General features: G+C 69.7%; 16 protein-coding genes and 1 pseudogene. 13 read left to right on the forward strand and 4 right to left on the reverse strand.

Annotated elements, in window-relative coordinates; genetic code table 11:
• Positions 1 to 31 precede the first annotated feature (31 nt).
• Positions 32 to 2,800: an ATP-binding protein gene (locus ACTWPT_RS45105; protein ID WP_443183700.1), complete on the reverse strand. Its 2,769-nt coding sequence runs from the start codon at positions 2,798 to 2,800 to the stop codon at positions 32 to 34.
• Between the two features lie 194 nt (positions 2,801 to 2,994).
• Between ACTWPT_RS45105 and ACTWPT_RS45110 the strand changes: the two genes are divergently transcribed.
• The 5 genes from ACTWPT_RS45110 to ACTWPT_RS45130 all read left to right on the forward strand — a co-directional run bounded on the left by ACTWPT_RS45110 (position 2,995) and on the right by ACTWPT_RS45130 (position 9,479).
• Positions 2,995 to 3,600 (forward strand): TetR/AcrR family transcriptional regulator, encoded by a 606-nt coding sequence (locus tag ACTWPT_RS45110; protein ID WP_443183701.1) that lies wholly within the window; start codon positions 2,995 to 2,997, stop codon positions 3,598 to 3,600.
• A gap of 122 nt (positions 3,601 to 3,722) precedes the next feature.
• On the forward strand, positions 3,723 to 4,832 hold the full coding sequence (locus ACTWPT_RS45115; protein WP_443183702.1) for an aldo/keto reductase: 1,110 nt from the start codon (positions 3,723 to 3,725) through the stop codon (positions 4,830 to 4,832).
• 168 nt (positions 4,833 to 5,000) lie between these two features.
• A complete protein-coding gene (locus tag ACTWPT_RS45120) occupies positions 5,001 to 5,633 on the forward strand; it encodes a hypothetical protein (RefSeq protein ID WP_443183703.1) in 633 nt (210 codons plus the stop codon).
• A gap of 67 nt (positions 5,634 to 5,700) precedes the next feature.
• Positions 5,701 to 6,609, forward strand: coding sequence for an alpha/beta fold hydrolase (locus tag ACTWPT_RS45125; protein WP_443183704.1), 909 nt, complete (start codon positions 5,701 to 5,703; stop codon positions 6,607 to 6,609).
• Between the two features lie 104 nt (positions 6,610 to 6,713).
• A complete protein-coding gene (locus ACTWPT_RS45130; RefSeq protein ID WP_443183705.1) occupies positions 6,714 to 9,479 on the forward strand; it encodes a LuxR C-terminal-related transcriptional regulator in 2,766 nt (921 codons plus the stop codon).
• Positions 9,480 to 9,486: 7 nt separating this feature from the next.
• On the opposite strand, the gene ACTWPT_RS45135 is transcribed toward ACTWPT_RS45130, so the two are convergent.
• Positions 9,487 to 10,260, reverse strand: a complete 774-nt coding sequence (locus ACTWPT_RS45135) for an alpha/beta hydrolase (protein ID WP_443183706.1) — start codon at positions 10,258 to 10,260, stop codon at positions 9,487 to 9,489.
• A gap of 273 nt (positions 10,261 to 10,533) precedes the next feature.
• Between ACTWPT_RS45135 and ACTWPT_RS45140 the strand changes: the two genes are divergently transcribed.
• Positions 10,534 to 11,592, forward strand: a complete 1,059-nt coding sequence (locus ACTWPT_RS45140) for an alpha/beta fold hydrolase (RefSeq protein ID WP_443183707.1) — start codon at positions 10,534 to 10,536, stop codon at positions 11,590 to 11,592.
• A gap of 279 nt (positions 11,593 to 11,871) precedes the next feature.
• On the opposite strand, the gene ACTWPT_RS45145 is transcribed toward ACTWPT_RS45140, so the two are convergent.
• Together ACTWPT_RS45145 and ACTWPT_RS45150 are read right to left on the reverse strand one after the other, a co-directional pair.
• A complete protein-coding gene (locus ACTWPT_RS45145) occupies positions 11,872 to 12,441 on the reverse strand; it encodes a DUF308 domain-containing protein (protein WP_443183708.1) in 570 nt (189 codons plus the stop codon).
• A gap of 33 nt (positions 12,442 to 12,474) precedes the next feature.
• Positions 12,475 to 14,088: a tannase/feruloyl esterase family alpha/beta hydrolase gene (locus ACTWPT_RS45150; RefSeq protein ID WP_443183709.1), complete on the reverse strand. Its 1,614-nt coding sequence runs from the start codon at positions 14,086 to 14,088 to the stop codon at positions 12,475 to 12,477.
• Positions 14,089 to 14,526: 438 nt separating this feature from the next.
• Between ACTWPT_RS45150 and ACTWPT_RS45155 the strand changes: the two genes are divergently transcribed.
• The 7 genes and pseudogenes from ACTWPT_RS45155 to ACTWPT_RS45185 all read left to right on the forward strand — a co-directional run bounded on the left by ACTWPT_RS45155 (position 14,527) and on the right by ACTWPT_RS45185 (position 19,994).
• A complete protein-coding gene (locus ACTWPT_RS45155) occupies positions 14,527 to 15,354 on the forward strand; it encodes an alpha/beta fold hydrolase (protein WP_443183710.1) in 828 nt (275 codons plus the stop codon).
• A gap of 29 nt (positions 15,355 to 15,383) precedes the next feature.
• Positions 15,384 to 15,830: a VOC family protein gene (locus ACTWPT_RS45160; protein ID WP_443183711.1), complete on the forward strand. Its 447-nt coding sequence runs from the start codon at positions 15,384 to 15,386 to the stop codon at positions 15,828 to 15,830.
• 41 nt (positions 15,831 to 15,871) lie between these two features.
• Positions 15,872 to 16,027 (forward strand): hypothetical protein, encoded by a 156-nt coding sequence (locus tag ACTWPT_RS45165; protein ID WP_443183712.1) that lies wholly within the window; start codon positions 15,872 to 15,874, stop codon positions 16,025 to 16,027.
• Positions 16,028 to 17,011: 984 nt separating this feature from the next.
• A complete protein-coding gene (locus tag ACTWPT_RS45170; RefSeq protein WP_443183713.1) occupies positions 17,012 to 18,547 on the forward strand; it encodes an AAA family ATPase in 1,536 nt (511 codons plus the stop codon).
• Positions 18,548 to 18,581: 34 nt separating this feature from the next.
• A pseudogene (locus tag ACTWPT_RS45175) lies at positions 18,582 to 18,776 on the forward strand (transposase); the annotation flags it as partial.
• Positions 18,777 to 18,948: 172 nt separating this feature from the next.
• Positions 18,949 to 19,569, forward strand: coding sequence for an L-threonylcarbamoyladenylate synthase (locus tag ACTWPT_RS45180; protein ID WP_443183714.1), 621 nt, complete (start codon positions 18,949 to 18,951; stop codon positions 19,567 to 19,569).
• A gap of 239 nt (positions 19,570 to 19,808) precedes the next feature.
• Positions 19,809 to 19,994: a hypothetical protein gene (locus tag ACTWPT_RS45185; protein ID WP_443183715.1), complete on the forward strand. Its 186-nt coding sequence runs from the start codon at positions 19,809 to 19,811 to the stop codon at positions 19,992 to 19,994.
• Positions 19,995 to 20,247 lie beyond the last annotated feature (253 nt).

Here is a 20,247-nt window from a genome sequence, read left to right on the forward strand (position 1 = left end):
CAAGGACGCCGTAGGCAGCGGCAGAAAGCCCCTATCGGGAAGAAGACCTTTCCCCAAGGGTCTTGAGCATCCGCGCGAGATCGGCCCGGGAGCTCACCCCGAGCTTGGGGAAGATCCGGTGCAGATGGGTGCTGACGGTCCGGTGAGAAAGGTACAGCCGTTGTCCGATCTCCCGGTTCGTCAGCCCCTCGGCGACCAGCTGCGCGATGTTCAGCTCGTGCGGGGTGAGCTTTTCCCGCGCGTCCGGGTCCCGGTTCGGGCTCGACTCCCCCGCGCCGCGCAGCTCCCGTCGTGCGCGCTCGCCCCATGCGGCCATACCGAGCGCGTCGAAGGTCTCCCTGGCCGTGCGCAGGTGCGACCGAGATTCCGCGGCCCGGCGCTGCCGCCGCAACCATTCGCCGAACGCCAGATGGAGGCGTCCGCGTTCAGCGGGCCATCCGGTCAGGTCTGCCCGCAGCGCGGCCGTGAACAGCTTTTCCGCCTCCTCGTTTGGGGCCAGCCCGGCGCGCGCGTAGCGCAGCCCGATGTGCAGTGCCGGTGACGGCGTCAATGCGGCCAGCGGCTCCAGGCCGTGCAGGATGTCCCGCATGGTGTCGGTCCGCCCGGCACGCACGGCGGCCTCGGTGAGCTCCGCGAGGCAGTATGCGCGGAGGGCCAGCTGATAGGCGGGGTCCGCGGGATCGAGAATCCTGCTCAGGGCGGCGAACGCGTCGTCGAAACGTTCCTCGCTCAAGGCCGCGAGCCCGCGCGTGAGCTGGACCGTTGCCAGGACGGGCCGGGCTCCGGCGGGGAGCGCGACCCGTTCGGCCTCGTCAGCGAGTGTTCTGGCCTGCCCGTGGTCGCCCCTCAGCGCGGCGATCTCGGCCTGGACGGCTGTGGCCAGCCCGTACATGAATGGCTGCACGGTTTCCTGGGCGAGCTTGGCGGCCTCTGCCGCGATCGGGACGGCCGTGGCCAGGTCACCGAGCCGGGCCCGGCTCCACGCCTGAACGGCCAGCACCCGGGGAAGCAACCCGAGCCGACCCTGAGCACGCAGGCCGGGCGCGGCCGCCGCGGAGAAGCGGGCAGCCAGGTCGAACGCCCCGACCTGCAGTGCCGCGCTGCCCAGGTAGCGATCGATCTCGGGGGCGGCACCTGCCGCGCCGGCCAGTTCGCGCAGCAGGTCGAGCGCGATGCCGCCCCGCTCGAACGGCGCGACGTACGCGGCGACCGCGACCATGCGCGGGTCGTCAGCAGGAACGGGCAGCCGGTCGGCCACGCTCAGCAGCGAGCGGCGCGCGGCCGGACCCGGTTCGGACCAGAAGCAGCGCATAGCGGCGCCCCACAGGATCCGTACGGCCGGCTCCACCTCCCCGTCGGCGGCCACCGACAAGGCCAGCTCGGCCAGCTCTGACACGCGGGAGACGTCCTCGCGTACCCCGTCCTCGAAGCCGCTGAGCAGCCAGGCGGCAGTGGCGCGCCGGCGCGGCGAGAGTTCGAGGACGTGTGCGTCGTGCACCAGACGCTCGGCCGTGGCGCGGCTGCCGGATTCGACCGCGAGCTCGGCCGCTCTCAACAACCTGCGCGCCTTCCGGTCCTGCCCCTCACTCAGCCGGGCCGCCTGTTCCAGCGCCGCGATCGCGGCGGCGACCCCGCCCCGGTGCCGGGCCCGGTCCGCCGCGCAGTCCAGCTCCGCCGCCACGCCCTCGTCGGCTCCCGCCGTCGCCGCGGCCCGGTGCCAGGCCCGCCGGTCCGGCTGTTCGTGCAGCGTCTCGGCGAGAGCCAGGTGGGCCTGCCGGCGTTCGGCGAGCGTCGAAGCCGCCGCGATGGCCGACCGCATCAGGGGATGTCGGAACGTCACCGTGCCGATGGCGAGCTCGATCAACCGGACGTCGGAGGCCGGTGCGAGGATCTCCGGCTCGGCCGTCGACCCCAGGATCAGGCCCGTGGCCGCGAGCGTATCGGAAACCGAATCGCTCTGGTTGAGCGCCGCGACCAGCAGGGCGGTGCGGGCCGGAGCCGGCAGGGCGGCTACCCGGGCTGTGAACGCGCGTTCAAGACGCTCGCTCAGCGGCAACACCGGCCCCAGCCCGCCCAGGCGATCGTTCAGCGACAGCAGCGGGCCTGGGCCGCTGTGGTCTCCGATGACCGCCGGCAGCTCGGTCAGCGCCAGCGGGTTCCCGGCGGCCACCTCCAGCAGCCGCGCCCGCACCGCTGGGGTGAGGTCGGGGGCGATCGAGTCCAGGAGCTCGGCGGCGACCTCGTCGGAGAGCCGGGCAACGGACATCGGGGACAGCCCGGCGTCCTGCATGTGCCAGCGCTCGCCTTCCCTGAGCGTCGCGACCATGACGATGGGCTCGGACTCGATCCGGCGCGCCATGAAGGCGAGGACGTCGGCGCTGGCGCGATCGAGCCAGTGCACGTCCTCGGCGACGACCAGCAGCGGCCGGACGGCGGCCGCCTCGGCCAGCAGGGTCAGCGTGGCCAGGCCGACAAGGTAGGCGCTGGGCTCGGCCGCTTCGGCGAGGCCCAACGCGCTACGCAGGGCGTCACACTGCGGGGCCGGCAGCGCACCCACGCCTGCTTGGATCGGGTACAGCAGTTGGTGCAACCCGGCGTAAGCGAGGTTCTGCTCGGCCTCCACACCGGTCGTCGTCAGCACGCGCAGGCCTGCGACCGACGCCGCGGAGACGGCCTCCGCCACGAGCGCGGACTTCCCGATGCCGGCCTCCCCCCGAATGAGAACGCCGCTGCCGTCTCCGGGGTCGTCAATGAGCTTGGCCAGGGCCTTCAGCTCGGCTTCCCGTCCGAAAAGCGGCATGGTGCGGCACTCCTACCCTCGGGGCCCCCGGCTGTCTCTCCCCCCAGCCGTGGCCGAGTTCTGGGCTGGCGGACCTACTGGCGTGACCTTTCAGTCAGGGTGCGGCTGCTTCTGATCGCCGCTCGCCGATGATCGCCCCGCTGGATGTGCACTGCAGCTAGTATGGACTAGCAAGTCCAGTCAGGAGGGCGGTCATGCGCACTCTGACCCGCAAGGGGGCCGCGACGCGGCAGCGCATTCTCGAGGGCGCGGCGGCGCACATCCGCGAGCACGGCGTGGCCGACATGACACTCGACGACGTGCTGGCCAGGACGGCGACGAGCAAAAGCCAGCTCTTCCACTACTTCCCGGACGGCCGGGAGGAGCTGCTGCTGGCCGTGGCCCGCTTCGAGGCCGACCGGGTGCTGGAGGACCAGAGGCCCCAGCTCGGCGACCTCACCTCCTGGCCCGCCTGGCAGTCGTGGCGGGACAAGGTCGTCGACCGCTACCGCAGGCAGGGCCGCCTGTGCCCGCTCAACTCCGTCACGTCACAGCTGGGCAGCCGCACGCCCGGCGCACAGGCCGTGGTCACCGAGCTGATGCACCGCTGGCAGGCCGAGATCGCCACCGGCGTGCGGCACATGCAGGACGCCGGCGAGATCGACCCGGGCCTCGACCCCGACCGCGCGGCGGCCGCCCTGCTCGCCGGCATCCAGGGCGGCGTACTGATCCAGATGTCCACCGGCGAGACCGATCATCTGGAAGCCGCCCTGGACATGGGCATCGCCCACCTGCGCGCCAGCAAGCTCGCGTCGCCTTGACGGAGGGCTCATTCCCCCGTCAACCAGGCTTTTTGGACTTGACAGTCCATTTTTAGTTGCGCAAGCTGACGAGTGTCCATCGCGACATCCTCGAATCTGCTTGCGAACGGAGTGGCACCCTCATGTCCTTGGACCACTACTACCTGCTCGGACGTTCCGGGCTGCGCGTCAGCCGGCTGGCACTGGGCACGATGAATTTCGGCACCGGCGGTTTCCATGCCGCGTACGGCAAGACCGAGGAGGAGGCCCGCCCGATCTTCCGCAGCTATCTCGAAGCGGGCGGGAACTTCATCGACACCGCGGATTTCTACACCGCCGGCGAGAGCGAGACCATCCTCGGCAACCTCATCGCGGAAGCCAAGGTGCGCGACAGGGTGGTGCTCACCACCAAGTTCACCAACAGCGTCGCGCCCGGTGATCCGAACGCGGGGGGCAACGGCCGCAAGCACATGATCAGAGCGGTCGAGACGTCACTGCGCCGCCTGCGCACCGACTACATCGACCTGTTCCTGCTGCACACCTGGGACCGGATCACCCCCGTCGAGGAGGTCATGCGGACCTTCGACGACCTCACCAGGGCCGGAAAGATCCGCTACGCGGGCCTGTCCGACGTGCCCAGCTGGTACGCGGCGCGGGCCCAGACCCTTGCCGAGGCCCACTCCCTCGTACCGGCGGTCAGCCTGCAACTGCCCTACTCCCTCATCGACCGGACGATCGAGCTGGAGCACGTCGCCATGGCACAGAGCCTGGGACTCGGGATCACCGCATGGAGCCCGCTCGGCAGTGGCTTCCTCACCGGCAAGTACCGGAGTGCCGACCAGGGCTTGGCCGGAGACGGCCGGCTCAGCGGCGCGGGCTCCCCCGGGCGCTCGTGGACGGAGCGGGACTGGCGGCTGCTGGCGGCGGTCGAGAGCGTCGCCGACAAGCTCGGCGTGACGATGGCCCAGGTCGCGCTCAACTGGGTCGCCACCCGGCCCGGTGTCGCCTCGGCGATCGTCGGAGCGAGCAACGCGGACCAGCTCGACGCCAACATGGCGGCCCTCGACTTCGAACTGCCGGCCGAGCTGCGCGCCGAGCTCGACGAGGCCAGCTCCGTGCCGCCCCTGTCGGTCTACCAGATGTTCACGCCGGACTATCAGAGCTGGCTGGTCAGTCCGGGCGTCAAAGTCGGGGACAAGCCGGCCGGGTACGCCCCCGCCGTACGGAACTGGGCATCCGAACGCAGCGCCTGACGGACGTCGCACGCCGTGCATGCAGCGGCCCCGGCTGCCCACACCGCCGCGTATACGCGTCGTCAACGTTTCGCATGCAGGCGGCTCCTATGGTCATGCGCCATGTCGAGTCACCCGATATCTCTCGAACCGCCGGGGACACCGGCAATTCCGGATGTCCCCACCCCCGTGACACGGGAGGACGGTGGCGGTGTCCTGGAACTGCTCGAACGCATCGGATCCATCGTCGTGCCGATCGCGGTGGCGCTCTACGCGCTCCTCTACATCGGCATCGAGCAGATGTATGCCGTCTTCGGTGTCAACCCGCAGCAGGTGGGCGTCGATCAGGCGGTGCTGCTCGGCCGTATGACGAGCACCCTGGTTCCGCTCCTGTTGGTCGCCCTCCCGCTGCTCGGCGTCGTCGTCGGCCTGGGCTGGCTGGTCGACAGGACGTGCCGGGGTGCGGTGAGCCGGCTCGTACGGAGTATCAGGGAGCGGCCTTGGCTCGCCGCGGCGCTGGCGGCGCTGTGGTGTGGGGCGACGTACTGGGGCATTCTTCGCCTTTTCGGAGAGCCGGATCTGTTCTTCATGGTGATTGTCGCCGTGGGGCTCGGCGTGCTGGCCTTCCTGATTCCGTTTCGGCTGTTGCGTCGCAAGCCGGTTGGGTTCGCCGGGACGAAGGTGATCGTCGGCGGCATGACCGGGGTCGGCCTGGGCTTCCTGCTCATCCTGGGGCTCGTCGAGGGCGCGATAAGCGCTGAGGACGACAAGCCACTTGGAGACCACCAACCTCGGTCAGATCGAGCTCGATCCCGAGCGTGAGGCGGGCTTCACCTGCGGCGGACTGGCGCAGCAGAACAACCCATAACACCGTACGCAAGGGAGACACATGAACACCGCCGTCACGACCCAGACCCCGCTGTCGCCGGGCACACACACTGTCAACCTCGGGCGCGTCGCCCAGCGCTACCACGTCGCCGGGACCGGGCCCGTCTGCCTGGCCCACCCGGGCGGCCCGGGGCTGTCGTGGGAGTACCTGCGGATGCCGGCGGCTGAGGAGCACCTGACCATGGTGTACGTCGAGCCGATCGGGACGGGCGCCTCCGGTCGGCTGCCGGCGCATCCGCACGGCTACACGCGCGAACGCTACGCGCAGGCCCTGGACGGGCTGATCCGGCACCTCGGCGTCGCCCGCGTCCACCTGCTCGGCCACTCACACGGCGGCTTCGTCGCGCAGCACTACGCCTTGACGCGCCCCGACCGGCTCGCCGGCGTCGTCCTGTACGACAGCGCGCCGGTGACCGGCCCCGAGCACTTCGCCGAGTCGGCACGCAACATGGAGGCGTTCGCGCGGCGCAACGCGGGCAGGCCAGGGCTGCGGGACGTCCTCGACGCGTGGGAGTCGCTGGGCGGGCTCGCGGACGACGAGGCGGTCACCCGGGCCGCCCGCGGGCTGCTGCCCGCCTACCTCGCCGACTACTGGGACCATCAGGAAGAGTACGCGCCGCTGTTTTCGGTGACAGGCACCTACATCTCCGGCCTGGACGACCAACTCGTCCCGGATGCCATCGACGACCGGGCGATGCTCGGCTCGTTCGACGTACCGGCGCTGGTCATCGCCGGCCGCCACGACGTCATCTGCGGTCCGCACTGGGCAGGGGAGCTGGCCGACGGGATTCCCCGCGCCGAGCTGGTCCTGCTGGAGAACAGCGGCCATCTCGGTCACGTGGAGGAACCGGACGCCTTCGCCCGTGCCGTGACGGCCTTCGTGGCGGGAAGTGCCCGTGGCCACTCCTGAGCGGCCCTGCCATGGCGTGTATACGCGTCGTCAACCGTTCGTCTACAGCGCTTCGCGGCCAAGGGCTCGGGCCTGTCGGCCATACCTGAAGGAGTGAGGGAAGCGTGGAGTCGCTCGTCTCGACAATGGTGGGCCGGGATGACGTCCAAGGGGAACTGTCCGCGTTCATGACGGACACCGGGGGGCACGCTCTCATCCTCAGAGGCGAGACCGGGGTCGGCAAGAGCACTCTCCTCGACCATGTGGCCGGCCTCGCGGCCTCGGAGAGCCACCGGGTGATCCGCGCCGCCGGCGTCGAGGCGGAGGCGGAGCTGCCCTTCGCCGGCCTGCACCAGCTGCTGTACTCGCTGCTGCCCCGCTCGGCCGGGCTCGACGAAGGACACCGTGCCCTCTTCGACGTCGTCTTCGGGCTGCGCGAGGGCAAGGCGCCGTCGGTCATGACCCTCGGCATCGCCGTCCTCGACCTGCTGTCTCTGTCGGCGTCGGAGAAACCACTGCTGCTGTTGCTCGACGACGGTCAGTGGATGGACGCCTCCAGCGCCGAGGTGTGCGGGTTCGTGGGGCGCCGGCTCACCGGCAGCTCCGTGAAAATGCTCATCGCCGTACGGTCCGACGTCGGCTCGCGGTTCGACACGGCCGCGCTTCCAGAGCTCCCCGTGGCGGCCCTGCCGGAGAAGGCCGCCGAGCAACTGCTGGACCTGCGCCATCCGCAGCTCGACACGCAGACCCGGCGCATCGTCATGGAGCACGCCATGGGCAACCCCTTGGCGCTTCTGGAGCTGCCCGCCTACGTGAACGGCGGCCACACTGGCCACACGGGCGAGGAACTCCTGGGCTTCGGCAACATCCCGCTGTCGCGCCGTCTGCAGCATGTCTACGGCATCCGCATCGAACGCCTGCCCGGTCCCGTACGCGAAGAACTGCTCCGCGGCGCCCTCGACGGCGTCGGGGCGGGACCGGGCGGCAACAACGCTCCCGGCGCCCGCTACCGCATGCGCGAGGCCGACGAAGCGGTCGCGGCGGGCCTCCTGGACACCGACCCCGCCACCGGCGACCTCGTCTTCCGGCACCCGCTGATCCGCACCACCGTCGTGCAGCTGGCGACCCCCAACCAGCGGCGCGCGGCACACGCCGAGCTCGCGGGGGTGCATCGCCACGACGTCGAGCGGCGGGCCCGCCACCTGGCGGCCTCGGTCGTGGATCCCGACGAGGAGGTGGCAGCCGCGCTGGAGGCCGCGGCCGACTCGGCGACCCGGCGCGGCGGCGCGATCGCCGCCGTGGCCTGGCTGACCCGCGCGGCGGAGCTGAGCGAGACCCCCGCCGACCGCTCCAGGCGGCTCGGCGACGCAGCATTCATCGCCGGACATGCCGCGCTCCTGGACCAGGCGCAGAAACTCGTCCGCTCGGACCTGCCGCCGGGGGCGAGCGAGTCCCCCGCCACGGTCGTCACCTCCGCCTACGTAGCCCTGTACGAAGACGGCGATGTACGCTCCGCGCATCGCCACGTCGCTGCGGCGATCGAGACCCTGCGAAAAGACAACACGCACGAGCCCGCCGAAGTACTTACTCGGCTGGTGAACGTGCTGCTGGCCATCAGCCAGTACGCCGGCGACGCCGCGCTTTGGGACCGCACCGAGCAGCTCATGGACTCTCTGGGGGACCGAGTCGACACACGCTCGGCGATCTACCGCGACGCGTGGAGCGACGTCGTCCGTCACGGCGCGGGCGCGCACGAGCGCGTCGAGCGAGCCTTCGCCGGTGTCTCGGAGCTGGAACCGTGGGACGTCTCGCGCCTGGCCGTCGCCGCCTACCATGTGGACACGCTGAGCCAGTACCGCCCCTACCTGCAGCGGGCCGTCGACCGTGAGGTGAAGACCGGCGCCGTGGCCACCGGCATGACCATGCTGCACCTGATCATGCTCGACCAGCTGGCCGCCGGCGAGTGGGACGACGCCGAACGTACGGGACAACGCGCGCTGGAGCTGACCACGTCCCACGGAAACGCGCTGTTCACCCACCACACCCGCGCTTACCTGGGGCTTCTTGCCGCCATGCGCGGCCAGGTCGAACGGGCCAGGGAGTCGCAGGCCGTCCTGGACGCCTGGGCCCGCCCGCGCGGCGTGGGATTCCTGACCCAGATCGCCGACGCCATCGGCACGGCGGCGGCGCTGAGCGAGGGTGACTACGAAGCCGCCTACCTGTACGCCATCGGCATCACGCCGCCCGGATCGTTCGAACGCTATGCCCACCAGGCCTCACGCACGCTGCTCGACCTGGTCGAGGCCGCCGTGCACACCGGGCGTCTGGAGCAGGCCCGCCGGCACGCCCAGGCCGCCTCCGACGCCGGCCTGCCCGGCGTCTCCCCCCGGCTGGCTCTCATCACGTACGGCGCCCTGGCGATGACGGCCGCCGACGAGAAGGAGGCCGAGGACATGTACGCCCGGGCCGAGGCCCACCCGGCCGGAGCCGGCTTCCCGTTCGAGCTGGCGCGCATCCGCCTGGCCCACGGCGTCCGGCTCAGGCACACCCAGGGGCCCAAGGCCGCACGGCCTGTCCTGGTCCGTGCCACCGAGTCCTTCGAACGGCTCGGCGCCAAGAGCTGGGCCGAACGCGCCCAGGCCGAGCTGCGCGCCTCAGGGACGCCCGCCCGCGCCTCGCTGTCATACCTGACCGCGCTGACCTGGCAGGAACGCCGCATCGCCGAGCTGGCCGCAAGCGGGCTGACGAACAAGGAGATCGGCGAACGCATGCACCTGTCCCCGCGCACCGTCAGCTCCCATCTCTACCGAGTCTTCCCGAAACTGGGCATCACCTCGCGTGCCGCGCTGCGCGACGCTCTGGGCAAGGCCGGCGACGGCAGCGACGTCTGAACTCTCTTCACCACTTCGACGGGTCGGCGCGCACCCCTCGCTCGGCGAGCCAGACCAGCACGTAGTCGGCGACCGCCCGCCAGCCGCTGTCGACGACCAGCGAATGGGCCCGGTCCGGGAACTGTTTGAAGCTGCTGGTGGCCGTCGAGTCGCCGTACAACTTATATACGGTCCGGGTGACGTGGTCGGGCACCAGCCGGTCCTCCTGCCCCGAGATCAGCAGCAGCGGGCCGCGGCCGGTGTTGCCGTGGTCCACGACCGCCCGCGGGTGCCGTACGGCGCCGCCGTGTCCCAGCTCGGCCAGCAGCCGGCGTGACCCGGGGACGACGTGGCGCTCGAACAGCTCGGCCGACTCCTGCTCGGTGACCGCGTTGGCGAACAGCCGCCGGAACCTCCCGGCGTCCATCGACACCGGCCACGACTCCCCGGGCGCCGGGGCGGTCGCGTGATCGACCGGGGCGGGGGCGATGGCGACCGCGGCACGGCCGGCGTTCGTGCCGAGGAGGTGCTGCGCGATGAGCCCGCCCACCGAGTGGCCGACGATCACGGGCGGGGTTTCGAAGGAACGGACGATGCGCGCGTAGTGATCCGTGAGCGCGTCGAGCCCCAGCTCGTGGAGCGTCTCGGGACGCCGGCGGGCCTCGCCCACCGTGGCGGGTTCTCCCGGCCAGCCCGGCGCGCAGACGGCGAACCCGAAACTGGAGAAGCGCTCGTTCCATGACTCCCACGACGACGCGTGGAGCCACGCGCCATGGATGAAGACGACGGGTGTGGGGTTCACGGATCCTCCGGAGGGGCTCAGGACCAGGTCTGATCAAGGATCGTCTGGATGCGCCTGGTCGGGAACAGTCGAATGACCTAATGTTCTTGTCCGCCTTGCGTCGCTGGTCCCGACGTGGTCTGCCGTGGCGGCCTGCTCCGGGTGAGGGTCTCGTCTGGCCGACGCGGCTGCCGTTCGCCGTGTCTCACCGTCATCTGACTGATGTGTCGGAACCCCCTGCCCGAAACAGTAAGAAATGCCGCATTCCTTGTGACACGACACGGAGGACTCCACATGATCAACAGGCGCACCTTCGGCAAGGCCGTCGGTTTGGCCACCGGCGCGACCGTCGCCTCGCTGGCGGGCTTGCAGGCCTTCCCGCCCGCCTCCGCCACCACGCGCGGGGCGGCCCCGAGGTTGCCGGCGGTCACGCCCGGCACGCACACGTCCTTCGCCTCGCTGAAGCAGGTCAGGGCCGGGCTGCTGGACATCGGTTACGCCGAGGCCGGCCCGGCCCGCGGGCCCGTGGTCATCTGCCTGCACGGCTGGCCGTACGACATCCACAGCTTCGTCGACGTCGCTCCGCTGCTGGCGGCGCAGGGTTACCGGGTGATCGTTCCCTACCTGCGCGGTCACGGCACGACGCGGTTCCTGTCCTCGAAGACGTTCCGCAACGCCCAGCAGTCGGCGATCGCGCTCGACATCATCGCCCTGATGGACGCCCTCAAGATCGACAAGGCCGTGCTCGCCGGCTTCGACTGGGGGTCGAGGACCGCCGACATCATCGCGGCCCTGTGGCCGCAACGGTGCAAGGCTCTGGTGTCGGTGAGCGGCTACCTCATCACGAACCTCGAGGCCAACCTCGAGCCGCTGCCGCCGAAGGCGGAATACTCCTGGTGGTACCAGTACTACTTCGCCACCGAGCGGGGCCGGAAGGCCATGGAGAACAAGGACAAGCGCCACGACCTGACCCGGCTCGTCTGGGACACCGTCTCCCCGACGTGGGACTTCGACGACGCCACCTTCGACCGCACGGCCGCGGCCTTCGACAACCCCGACTACGCCGCCATCGTGATCCACAACTACCGGTGGCGGCTGAGCCTGGCCGACGGGGAGCGCCGTTACGACGGTCTGGAGAAGCGGCTCGCCACACGGCCGGCCATTAAGGTGCCGACCATCACCCTGGACGCCGAGCGCGACCCCTTCACGGCGCCGCCGGGCGACGGCTCGTCGTACCGCAACATGTTCACCGGCCCCTACGAACACCGCACCCTGGAGGGCATCGGCCACAACCTGCCGCAGGAAGCGCCCACGGCCTTCGCCCAGGCCGTCGTCGACGTGGACCACCTCTGACGAACGCGACGGCCAGCCCCACCACCTGCGATTCACCGATAGCCTGCCGGATGCGATCCGACAGGCTGTCGGTGCGTTTGTGGCCGTGTTGCAGCCGCGCCTCGGCTTCACGTGGCGCGCCCTCCGCGACCCGCTGAGTCGTCCAGACGCTGGTCCGCAAAGATGCACGAAGCCCTCCCTGCCGAACACGAGGGAGCCGTACATCCAGCCGAAAAGGCCCTCACTGCGCTGCGCCGCAGTGAGGGCCTTCGGCCTGCTCGAATCGAGCCCAGAGTGCCGTCAGACGGTCTGCGTCCGCGGCCGGCGGGCACGCCATGCCAGCAGCCCGGCCTGGATGATGAAGAACACACCGCCGCCAGTGGCATAGACGGACAGCACGTCGAGCGAGGCGTCGTCCCCGAGCGCCTGGATGTTGTAGAAGATGCCCACGAGGAACGACAGACCGCCCGCGATCAGCATCGGCCACTGCTTGCCCAGCTCCGAACCGCGCCGCAAGACCCCCACCAGCACCTGCGCCGCACCGGATACGACGGCCCAGGCACCGAACACGTGCAGCACCGCCGGCACCCCGCCCGCTCCCGCCAGGCCGACGCCGAGAGCGGCCAGGGCGCTGAGCAGCCCGTTGAACAGCGTCAGGCGACCCTCTGATCCGTCCGGGGACGCACGCAGGTCGATCAGCGACGACACCGCGTCGATCAGCGGATAGACGACCAGCAAGGTGATCGTGAGGGCGTCAATGGGGTCGTGCGCGAAGGCGAACGCCGCGGCCCACGCCACGGCCAGGACTCCACGGCCCAGGTACAGCTTCAGCAGGGAGGACGCTCCCGATGACCGAGTATTCGTGTTCATGATGGGTGGCCTCTCCAGGCGAGTGGATGGTTGTCAGCGTGGGACGGGGGCGCAGTAGTAGCTGCCGGCGTCGGCCGGGTCGCCGTAGCCGGTGTAGCGGGAGACGGACGGGTACAGGCACAGGTTCCGCGTGACCGTCTTGCCGGAGGCGTCCTTGATGGCGGCGCTCAGCGTCCGCGGGGCCTTGTCCTGCTCGACCCAGGCCGTCAGGGCGCCCAGGGCATCGGTGGGCACGGGGCCGGTGCTGGTGGCGTTGCCGCAATGGTCGACACCCGGCGCGAGGAACAGCCGGTAGAAGTCATCGACGCGATGCGAGCCGCCCATGGCCAACTCCACCCGCTCGCGGTAGTTCACGGTGCCCTGGGTGGGGATGAGCTGGTCGGCCTGGCCGTGCCAGGTGAGGAGCTTGCCGCCGGACCTGCGGAACGCCGACAGGTCGGGGTCGTCGGTGCCGATGATCGTGTCGTACTCGGCCTGGGACTGCTCGAACAGCTTGGCGAACTCGGCGTAGGTGATCGTCGAGAGGTCGTAGGAGGGCTGCCGCTTCAGCCACGTCGCGACCCAGGCGGCCGGGACCGGGAACGGCGCGCCCACCCGGGTGCCGTCCGGGCCGGGCTGGGTGCCGGCGAGGTCGAAGCCGGCTCCGATCGGGACGCCGGACCACAGCTTCCTGCCGGACGGGGTGCGGGGGCCGTCCCAGATCTTGCGTACGACGGCCGCGTCGGCCGCGGTGATGGTCTCCTGCTTGCCCTCGCACTCGACCGTCTTGCCGATGAGCCGGCGCGGGTCGAAGTCACACGTGGAGGGGTCGCCGATGAGCCCGTCGCGGGCGCCGTCGAGCGGGTCGCAGGCCTTGACGGCGGCCTGGTTGAACAGGTTGAGCTCGCAGGGGGCGGGGAAGGTGTTCTCCTCATTCATCACCACCTGCGGCCACAGGGTCGCGACCTCGAACTCGTCCCAGTTGATCGCCGGAGCGGTGGCCAGGATGCCGTCGTAGTCGCCGGGGTGGCGCTGGGCCTCCATGTAGCCCTGGCGGCCTCCGGTCGAGCAGCCGTTCCAGTACGAGTAGGAGGCGGGCTTGCCGTACACCTTGGCGATGACCTGCTTGGCGACGACCGTCATCTCGTGCTGTGAGCGGTCGGCGAAGTTCTTCAGCAACGCCGTGTTCACCTCGCCCGCGCTGGTCAGGGCCCAGGTGGTGTCCAGGTAGGTGCCGACGCCGGCGTCGGTGGTCGCGGCGGCGTAGCCGCTCTTGATCGCGCCGGCCAGGCCCGCGCCGTAGTCGCCGGCGGCGAAGGCGGTGCCGCCCAATGCCTGGAAACGGCCGGTCCAGCCTGTCTCAGGCAGCCAGACCCGCACCTTGGCGTGGTCGCCGACGCCAGGGTGAGTGAGCGTGACCGTGACCGCGCAGTGGGCCGGCACGCCGGGGATATCGGCGCCGGGCAGCGGCGTCACCGGCGGGACGTTCACGGTGCCCGCCTCCTGGCGCTGCGCCGTCACGGATTCCACCGTGGTGCCTGCCGGGGCGTTCACGGAGATGGACGAGCAGGTGAAGGGGGTGGCGACGGCCGCCGCGGCGCTGGTCGGCAGGCACATCGCCGCAGCCAGCGGCACACCGGCCGCAAGGATGATCAGAAAACGTTTCATGACGTTCCTCTCGCTGAAGTTCAGGTCGTCAGCTGTTGGGGTGCGTCTCACTGTCGTTCACGGCCGACACCCGGCACATCAGTCAGTTGACGGTCAGCGCCGGCGAGCCGCTCCGGGCACACGTCACACGCGCTGCGGCGCAGTCAGCGGGCCGCATACGGGGGCATGCGCGCAGCTCTCCGGCCCACGGCCGGGCGGTGCCGCCCGTGCTCACGTCACCGACTGAAGAGTTGATTGACTTAACGCGCCGAGGCGCGCACACGACCGCCACGCAAGGCCAGGTTGCCCGCCGACCAGCGCCGTTGTGCTGCCGAACGACGGTCCGGCCGACTCCCCGTGGCTGACCGTCAAGTGACCGATGTGGCCGCGGTCCTTCCCGGATGACAGTGATGGCGCCAGATTCACCACCTTGTCGGAAGCCTTTGAAAGGGGAATTTCGTGGTCAGCAGCAAGGGTGTACGCAGCCGGGGGCTCATGTGGAGCGCCCTGTCGACGGTCGCGATCGGTCTCCTGACCACCGCCGTCGCCACGCCCGTCCTCGCGGCGGACAAGCCCGCCAAGCCGACCATCGTGCTGGAGCACGGCGCCTTCGCCGACGCCTCCAGCTGGAACGCGGTGATCGAAGAGCTGCGCGCGGACGGCTACCCCGTCATCGCCGCGGCCAACCCGCTGCGTGGACCGGCCAACGACGCGGCCGCACTCCGCAGCGTCCTCGACCACGTCGCCGGACCCAAGATCCTCGTCGGGCACTCCTACGGCGGCTCGGTCATCAGCGTCGCCGGTGCGAACGACCCCCAGGTCAAAGCCCTCGTGTACGTCGCCGCCTTCCTTCCCGCCCCCGGCGAGACCGCCCTGGAGCTGACGAACAAGTACCCCGGCTCCACCCTCCCCGCCGCCCTCGACCCGACCCCCTTCACCCTCCCCGACGGCACCGCCGGAACCGACCTGTACATCAAGTCCGGCAAGTTCCATCGCCAGTTCGCCGCCGACGTACCGGCCGGCACCGCGGCCCTCATGGCCGCCACCCAGCGGCCCATCGCCCAGACCGCCCTGGAGGAGAAGACCGAGGCCGCCGCCTGGAAGGACAAACCCACCTGGGCCGTCATCACGACCCAGGACCTCAACATCCCCGCCGCGGTCCAGCGCTACATGGCCAAGCGCGCCCACGCGCACTCCGTCGAAGTACGCGCCTCCCACTCCGTCGCCGTCTCCCAGCCCAAGACCGTGGCCGGCGTCATCGAGAAGGCCGCACGCGCCACCCGATAGCCCCACGACGCGAAAGAAAGATCACGACCATGGACATGAAGCTCGAAGTCGTCGTCCTGCCCGTATCCGACGCCGACCGCGCCAAGGACTTCTACACCCGGCAGCTGGGCTTCCGCCTCGACGCGGACTTCCCCATCAACGACGGTTACCGGATCATTCAGGTCACTCCCCCCGGTTCGGCCTGCTCGATCATCTTCGGCGACGGCCTCACCGACGCCGAACCCGGCACGGCCCAGGGACTGCACCTGATCGTGTCCGACATCGAGCAGGCCCACAAAGAACTGGCCGGCCGCGGCGTCGACGTCACCGGCCCGTTCCACGACGCCACCGGCGCCTTCCACCAGGCCGGTGAGACCGGCCGCGTCATGGGCCTGCACCCGGAGCGTGCCAGCTACGGCTCCTTCGCCTCGTTCGCCGACCCCGACGGCAACCGCTGGTTCCTGCAGGAGATCACCGAACGGCTGCCCGGCCGCTGACCAACGGCATCCCCGAGACACGGCCACACCATGGAGGACCAGTGACCACCGAAGACACCCGTACCTATGACGTGGTCGTGATCGGGGCCGGTCCGATCGGCGAGAACCTCGCCGACCGGACCACCGCCGCCAGCCTGAGCACCGTCATCGTGGAAAGCGAACTCGTCGGCGGCGAATGCTCCTGGTGGGCGTGCTAGCCGAACAAAGCCCTGCGGCGGCCCGCACTCCTGCGCGCCGACGCCGGCCGGGTGCCCGGCCTGGACCCGACCGCCGCCGGACCGCTGGACGCCGCCGATCGGCTGGCCGACGCTCGGCGAAGCGGTGTGGCGGACCGCGAGCCGGTCCCCGCGAATGATGGCAAGGACGACGATGGTCGCGATCAGGCATATCACCGTGAGGCGGGAGGTGAGCAGTGCCCAGCGAATGCCGCCGTCGCTGGGCCGGTCCATGACGAGGAAGAACGCACCGAAACCGGCGGCGCCCGCCGACCCGTACGCGATGCTCGGCCCCGGGCGAGCGGTCATGACGCCGTCTGTGCGCCTGCCGAAGACCACATCCATGCACGTCAAGCAGGCATTGCATGGGGGCCTCGGCGTGGTTGCGTGCCTTGCTGCTGGTCGGTGACTGAGCCGGTGAGATGCGATATCCGGATGGTGATGGTCTGACAGTAGGCATTGCAGTACAGATGGTTGACACGTGGGCCAAAAGTCACGATCAGACAGCATGTCCAGTTACGTGAGCGGCTGCGGCGGGCGTTTGATCCACAGCGCTTGCCACCGATCGTTGACCGTGGTCGTCTCTGAAGTCGTGACCAACGCGGTGGTGCACGAAGTCCGCGATGACCCTCTCTCTGCACCGACAGGGGCGGAGCGTCCGGGGCGAAGTGGCCGACCAGAGCGACGTGTGGACAACCCCGCTGCCGGCGGGTCCGAACGAGGAGCACGGACGCGGACTGGCGATCGTCGCAGCCTACTCCGAGCGATGGGGTATCGATCCTGCGCCGGACGGCAAAGTCCTCTGGTTCGTCTGCGAGGAACGGCAGGCTTCATGAACGAGTCGTCGACGTCCGAGACGGCTTGTCCCAGGCGCTCGGAGCAGGGAGATGGCAGACTGTGACCATGCGGCCACCCCGAGCGAGATACTTCAACACCACCGGCCCATGCGGCCCCCAGCATCACTACATGCTGCCCCCCACGCAGCGGCTCCCGCAGGCGCGGGTGCTCATCGAGATGGACCGCTATTTCGTGCTGCACGCGCCCCGGCAGACCGGCAAGACGACCGCGCTACGCACCCTGGCCTCCGAGCTGACCGCCGAAGGCGACACCGCCGCCCTGATGTTCTCCTGCGAGCGTGCCAAGTCGGCCGGTGACGACTACGCCGCCGCGGAGGAGATCCTGCTGAAGTCCCTCCGCCAGGCCGCCGAGTGGGCGGGATGGTCAGAGGAGTTGCTGCCGCCGGATCCCTGGCCGCAGGCCCCTGCGGGCACCCGGTTCGGTTCGGCACTGACCGAGTGGTGCCACCGCTGCCCGCGCCGGGTGGTGCTGTTTCTCGACGAGATCGACGCCCTGCAGGGCAACAGCATGGTCAGCATCCTCAGCCAGCTCCGCGACGGTCACAACGCGCGGCCGGGGGGCCAGCCGTTCCCCACGTCCGTGGTGCTGTGCGGATTGCGCGACGTGCGCGACTACAAGGTCGCCTCGGGCGGCGAACCCGGCCGGTCCAACCCGGCCAGCCCGTTCAACATCGTCACCGAGTCGCTGCGCCTGGGCGACTTCACCGCCGACGAAATCGCCGAGCTGTACGACCAGCACACCCAGGCGACCGGCCAGGAGTTCACCAAGGACGCCGTGGAGCGCGTCTTCGAACTCACACAGGGACAACCATGGTTGGTCAACGCCCTCGCCTATGAGATCATCCTCCAGATAGGGGTGACCGCTACCATCACCGCCGGGCAGGTGGAGGAGGCCAAGGAACGGTTGATCCGGAAGCGGGCCACCCACCTGGATGCCCTCGTGGCGCGGCTGCGCGAACCACGGGTGGAACGGGTGATCGAACCGATCCTGGCGGGAACGTGGCCAGACACGGACACTGCTTTCGACGATGACGTCTCCTACGTTCACGATCTGGGCCTCATCCGGGGAACCAGGGATCTGGAGATCGCCAACCCGATCTATCGAGAGGTCCTGCTACGGGTCCTGGGCGATCGCACGGAGCGGTTCGTAAAGGCCGATCCGCACAGCTTCGTGCTGCCGGACGGTCGTTTCGACTTGCCGCGCCTGCTGGAGGAGTTCGTCGTGTTCTGGCGCGAGCACGGCGAGGTGCTCATCCGGCAGGAGGGCTACCACGAGGCCGCCTGCCAGATCATCCTCATGGCATTCCTGCACCGGCTGGTCAACGGCGGAGGCCAGCTCGACCGGGAGTACGCCGCCGGCACCAAACGCCTGGACGTACTGGTCCGCTGGCCCTATGCCGGCCCCGAAGGCGAACGGCTCACGCAGCGCGAGGCCATGGAGCTGAAGGTCTGGCGAGCAGGCGAGAACGACCCGATACCCGACGGCCTCGCGCAACTCGACCGGTACCTGGACCGCCTCTCCCTCACCACCGGCGCGCTGGTGATCTTCGACCGGCGACCCGAAGCCCCGCCATGGAAGGAACGAGGCGCTTTCGAGCAGGCGACCACGCCGTCCGGCCGCCAGGTCACCGTTCTGTGGGTGTGACGGATGCCTTGTCTTCCGGGCTCGCACGCGATTTGAGGCCGACAGTCTGTGCGGCGCCGGCTATGGCGACCGCAGCGACGAGCGGACCAGCTCCCGCAAGCGCGATTGGGACACCCGGGCGGGGACGGTTCAGCTGGCGATTCCGAAGCTGCGGTCGGGTTCGTACTTCCCGGACTGGCTTTTGGAGGGTCGGTGGCGGGCCGAGCAGGCGCTGATAAGTGTGATCGCCGGTGCCCGGGAGACGCCGTGAGGCGTGAAGATCCAGTGTGGTTGCGCGCCGACGTCGCGACCGGCGAGGAGCTCAGCTTGCTCCGCGGCGGCAGGCCGTAGATGTAGACAGTCAAGGCCATCGTGTCACGCCCGTGTCATGCGCTGGATTATTCGCTTCTAAGCTCCCATGCATGGCAAAGTACTTCGACGTACATCCGGACAACCCGCAACCTCGGATGATCCGTCAAGCGGTCGATCTCCTTCACGCGGACGGGCTGATCGCGTACCCGACGGACTCGTGCTACGCGTTAGGGTGCCGGCTGGGCAACAAGGAGGGCATCGACCGGATCAGGGAGATCCGGCATCTCGGCGACGACCATCACTTCACCTTAGTTTGTAAGGACTTTGCCCAGTTCGGCCAGTTCGTACACGTGAACAATGCGCTGTTCCGCTCGCTCAAGGCGGCGACTCCCGGCGGCTACACGTTCATCCTGCCTGCGACGAAGGAGGTGCCGCGGCGGTTGCTGCATCCCAGGAAGAAGACGGTCGGTGTTCGGATACCCGATCACGTCGTCACGCAGGCGTTGCTGACCGAACTCGGCGAACCGCTGCTGTCCAGCACCCTGCTGCTGCCCGATGAGACCGAGCCGATGACGCAGGGCTGGGAGATTAAGGAAAGACTGGACCACGTCGTGGACGCTGTGATCGACTCCGGCGAGTGCGGTGACGAACCGACGACGGTCATCGACTTCTCGCAGAACGAGCCCGAGATCCTTCGCAGAGGCACCGGGGACCCGTCCCTCTTCGAGTAGGTGATCGGTGATCGGGACAGTCAAGAACACATGGCGCTCGAAGGTTGCCCGGCGTCCTGACCCGCCACTGGAACCACCGCGACGCCCACCGCACCCTCGTCACCGAGGACTCCACACACGTCGCCCTCGGCCTCCAAACCCTCCACGCCACTCGCGTTCGCCGACGGGTCGGACCCAGGCGCGCAGCCACTCGCGGTGACTCGCCGCCTGCCGGGACGGCACCCGCGGAGCCGGCCGGCGTGTCGACCGCGGCGGACGGCACGTTCACCGTCACGAACCGGCCGCCCGTCGGCGGGCAGGTCAGATTCACGGTGCTTTGGAACGGCAATGGGGACTTCCGGTGGAGCAGCGCCTCCGCGACCGCCGCCGTCAGGTATCCGTCGTCGCTCACCTTGACCGGGCCGACGCCCGGGATCGGCAGCTAACTGCTGTTCGACGGCACGCTGCGGACCGAGGGGATATCGACCACCGATGTCGCCACAACACTGATTCGACAGCCGAGCGGGACCTGCTGATGAGTCGGCTGCTCAGGCCGGTCGCGATCATCAATCGCACGGCCGAGACGCACGGCTGTATCAACCTGTACCACCACGGCCGCTTCGACGCTGTCTTCGAGTGGTGCTGCGGGCCAACCGTCACCGCGTGGGCCACCGCGCGATGGCCGCCGCAGTCCCCATG

The sequence above is a fragment of the Nonomuraea sp. 3N208 genome (assembly GCF_052245935.1).
Classification (GTDB): Bacteria; Actinomycetota; Actinomycetes; order Streptosporangiales; family Streptosporangiaceae; genus Nonomuraea.

Bases quoted from the DNA above. Each gene is read 5' to 3' on its own strand.
- ACTWPT_RS45125 (WP_443183704.1), top strand. From the start codon at position 5,701: ATGAACACCGCCGTCACGACCCAGACCCCGCTGTCGCCGGGCACACAC.
- ACTWPT_RS45180 (WP_443183714.1), top strand. From the start codon at position 18,949: ATGGCAAAGTACTTCGACGTACATCCGGACAACCCGCAACCTCGGATG.
- ACTWPT_RS45105 (WP_443183700.1), bottom strand. From the start codon at position 2,800: ATGCCGCTTTTCGGACGGGAAGCCGAGCTGAAGGCCCTGGCCAAGCTC.
- ACTWPT_RS45160 (WP_443183711.1), top strand. From the start codon at position 15,384: ATGGACATGAAGCTCGAAGTCGTCGTCCTGCCCGTATCCGACGCCGAC.
- ACTWPT_RS45115 (WP_443183702.1), top strand. From the start codon at position 3,723: ATGTCCTTGGACCACTACTACCTGCTCGGACGTTCCGGGCTGCGCGTC.
- ACTWPT_RS45150 (WP_443183709.1), bottom strand. From the start codon at position 14,088: ATGAAACGTTTTCTGATCATCCTTGCGGCCGGTGTGCCGCTGGCTGCG.
- ACTWPT_RS45145 (WP_443183708.1), bottom strand. From the start codon at position 12,441: ATGAACACGAATACTCGGTCATCGGGAGCGTCCTCCCTGCTGAAGCTG.
- ACTWPT_RS45170 (WP_443183713.1), top strand. From the start codon at position 17,012: ATGCTGCCCCCCACGCAGCGGCTCCCGCAGGCGCGGGTGCTCATCGAG.
- ACTWPT_RS45140 (WP_443183707.1), top strand. From the start codon at position 10,534: ATGATCAACAGGCGCACCTTCGGCAAGGCCGTCGGTTTGGCCACCGGC.
- ACTWPT_RS45110 (WP_443183701.1), top strand. From the start codon at position 2,995: ATGCGCACTCTGACCCGCAAGGGGGCCGCGACGCGGCAGCGCATTCTC.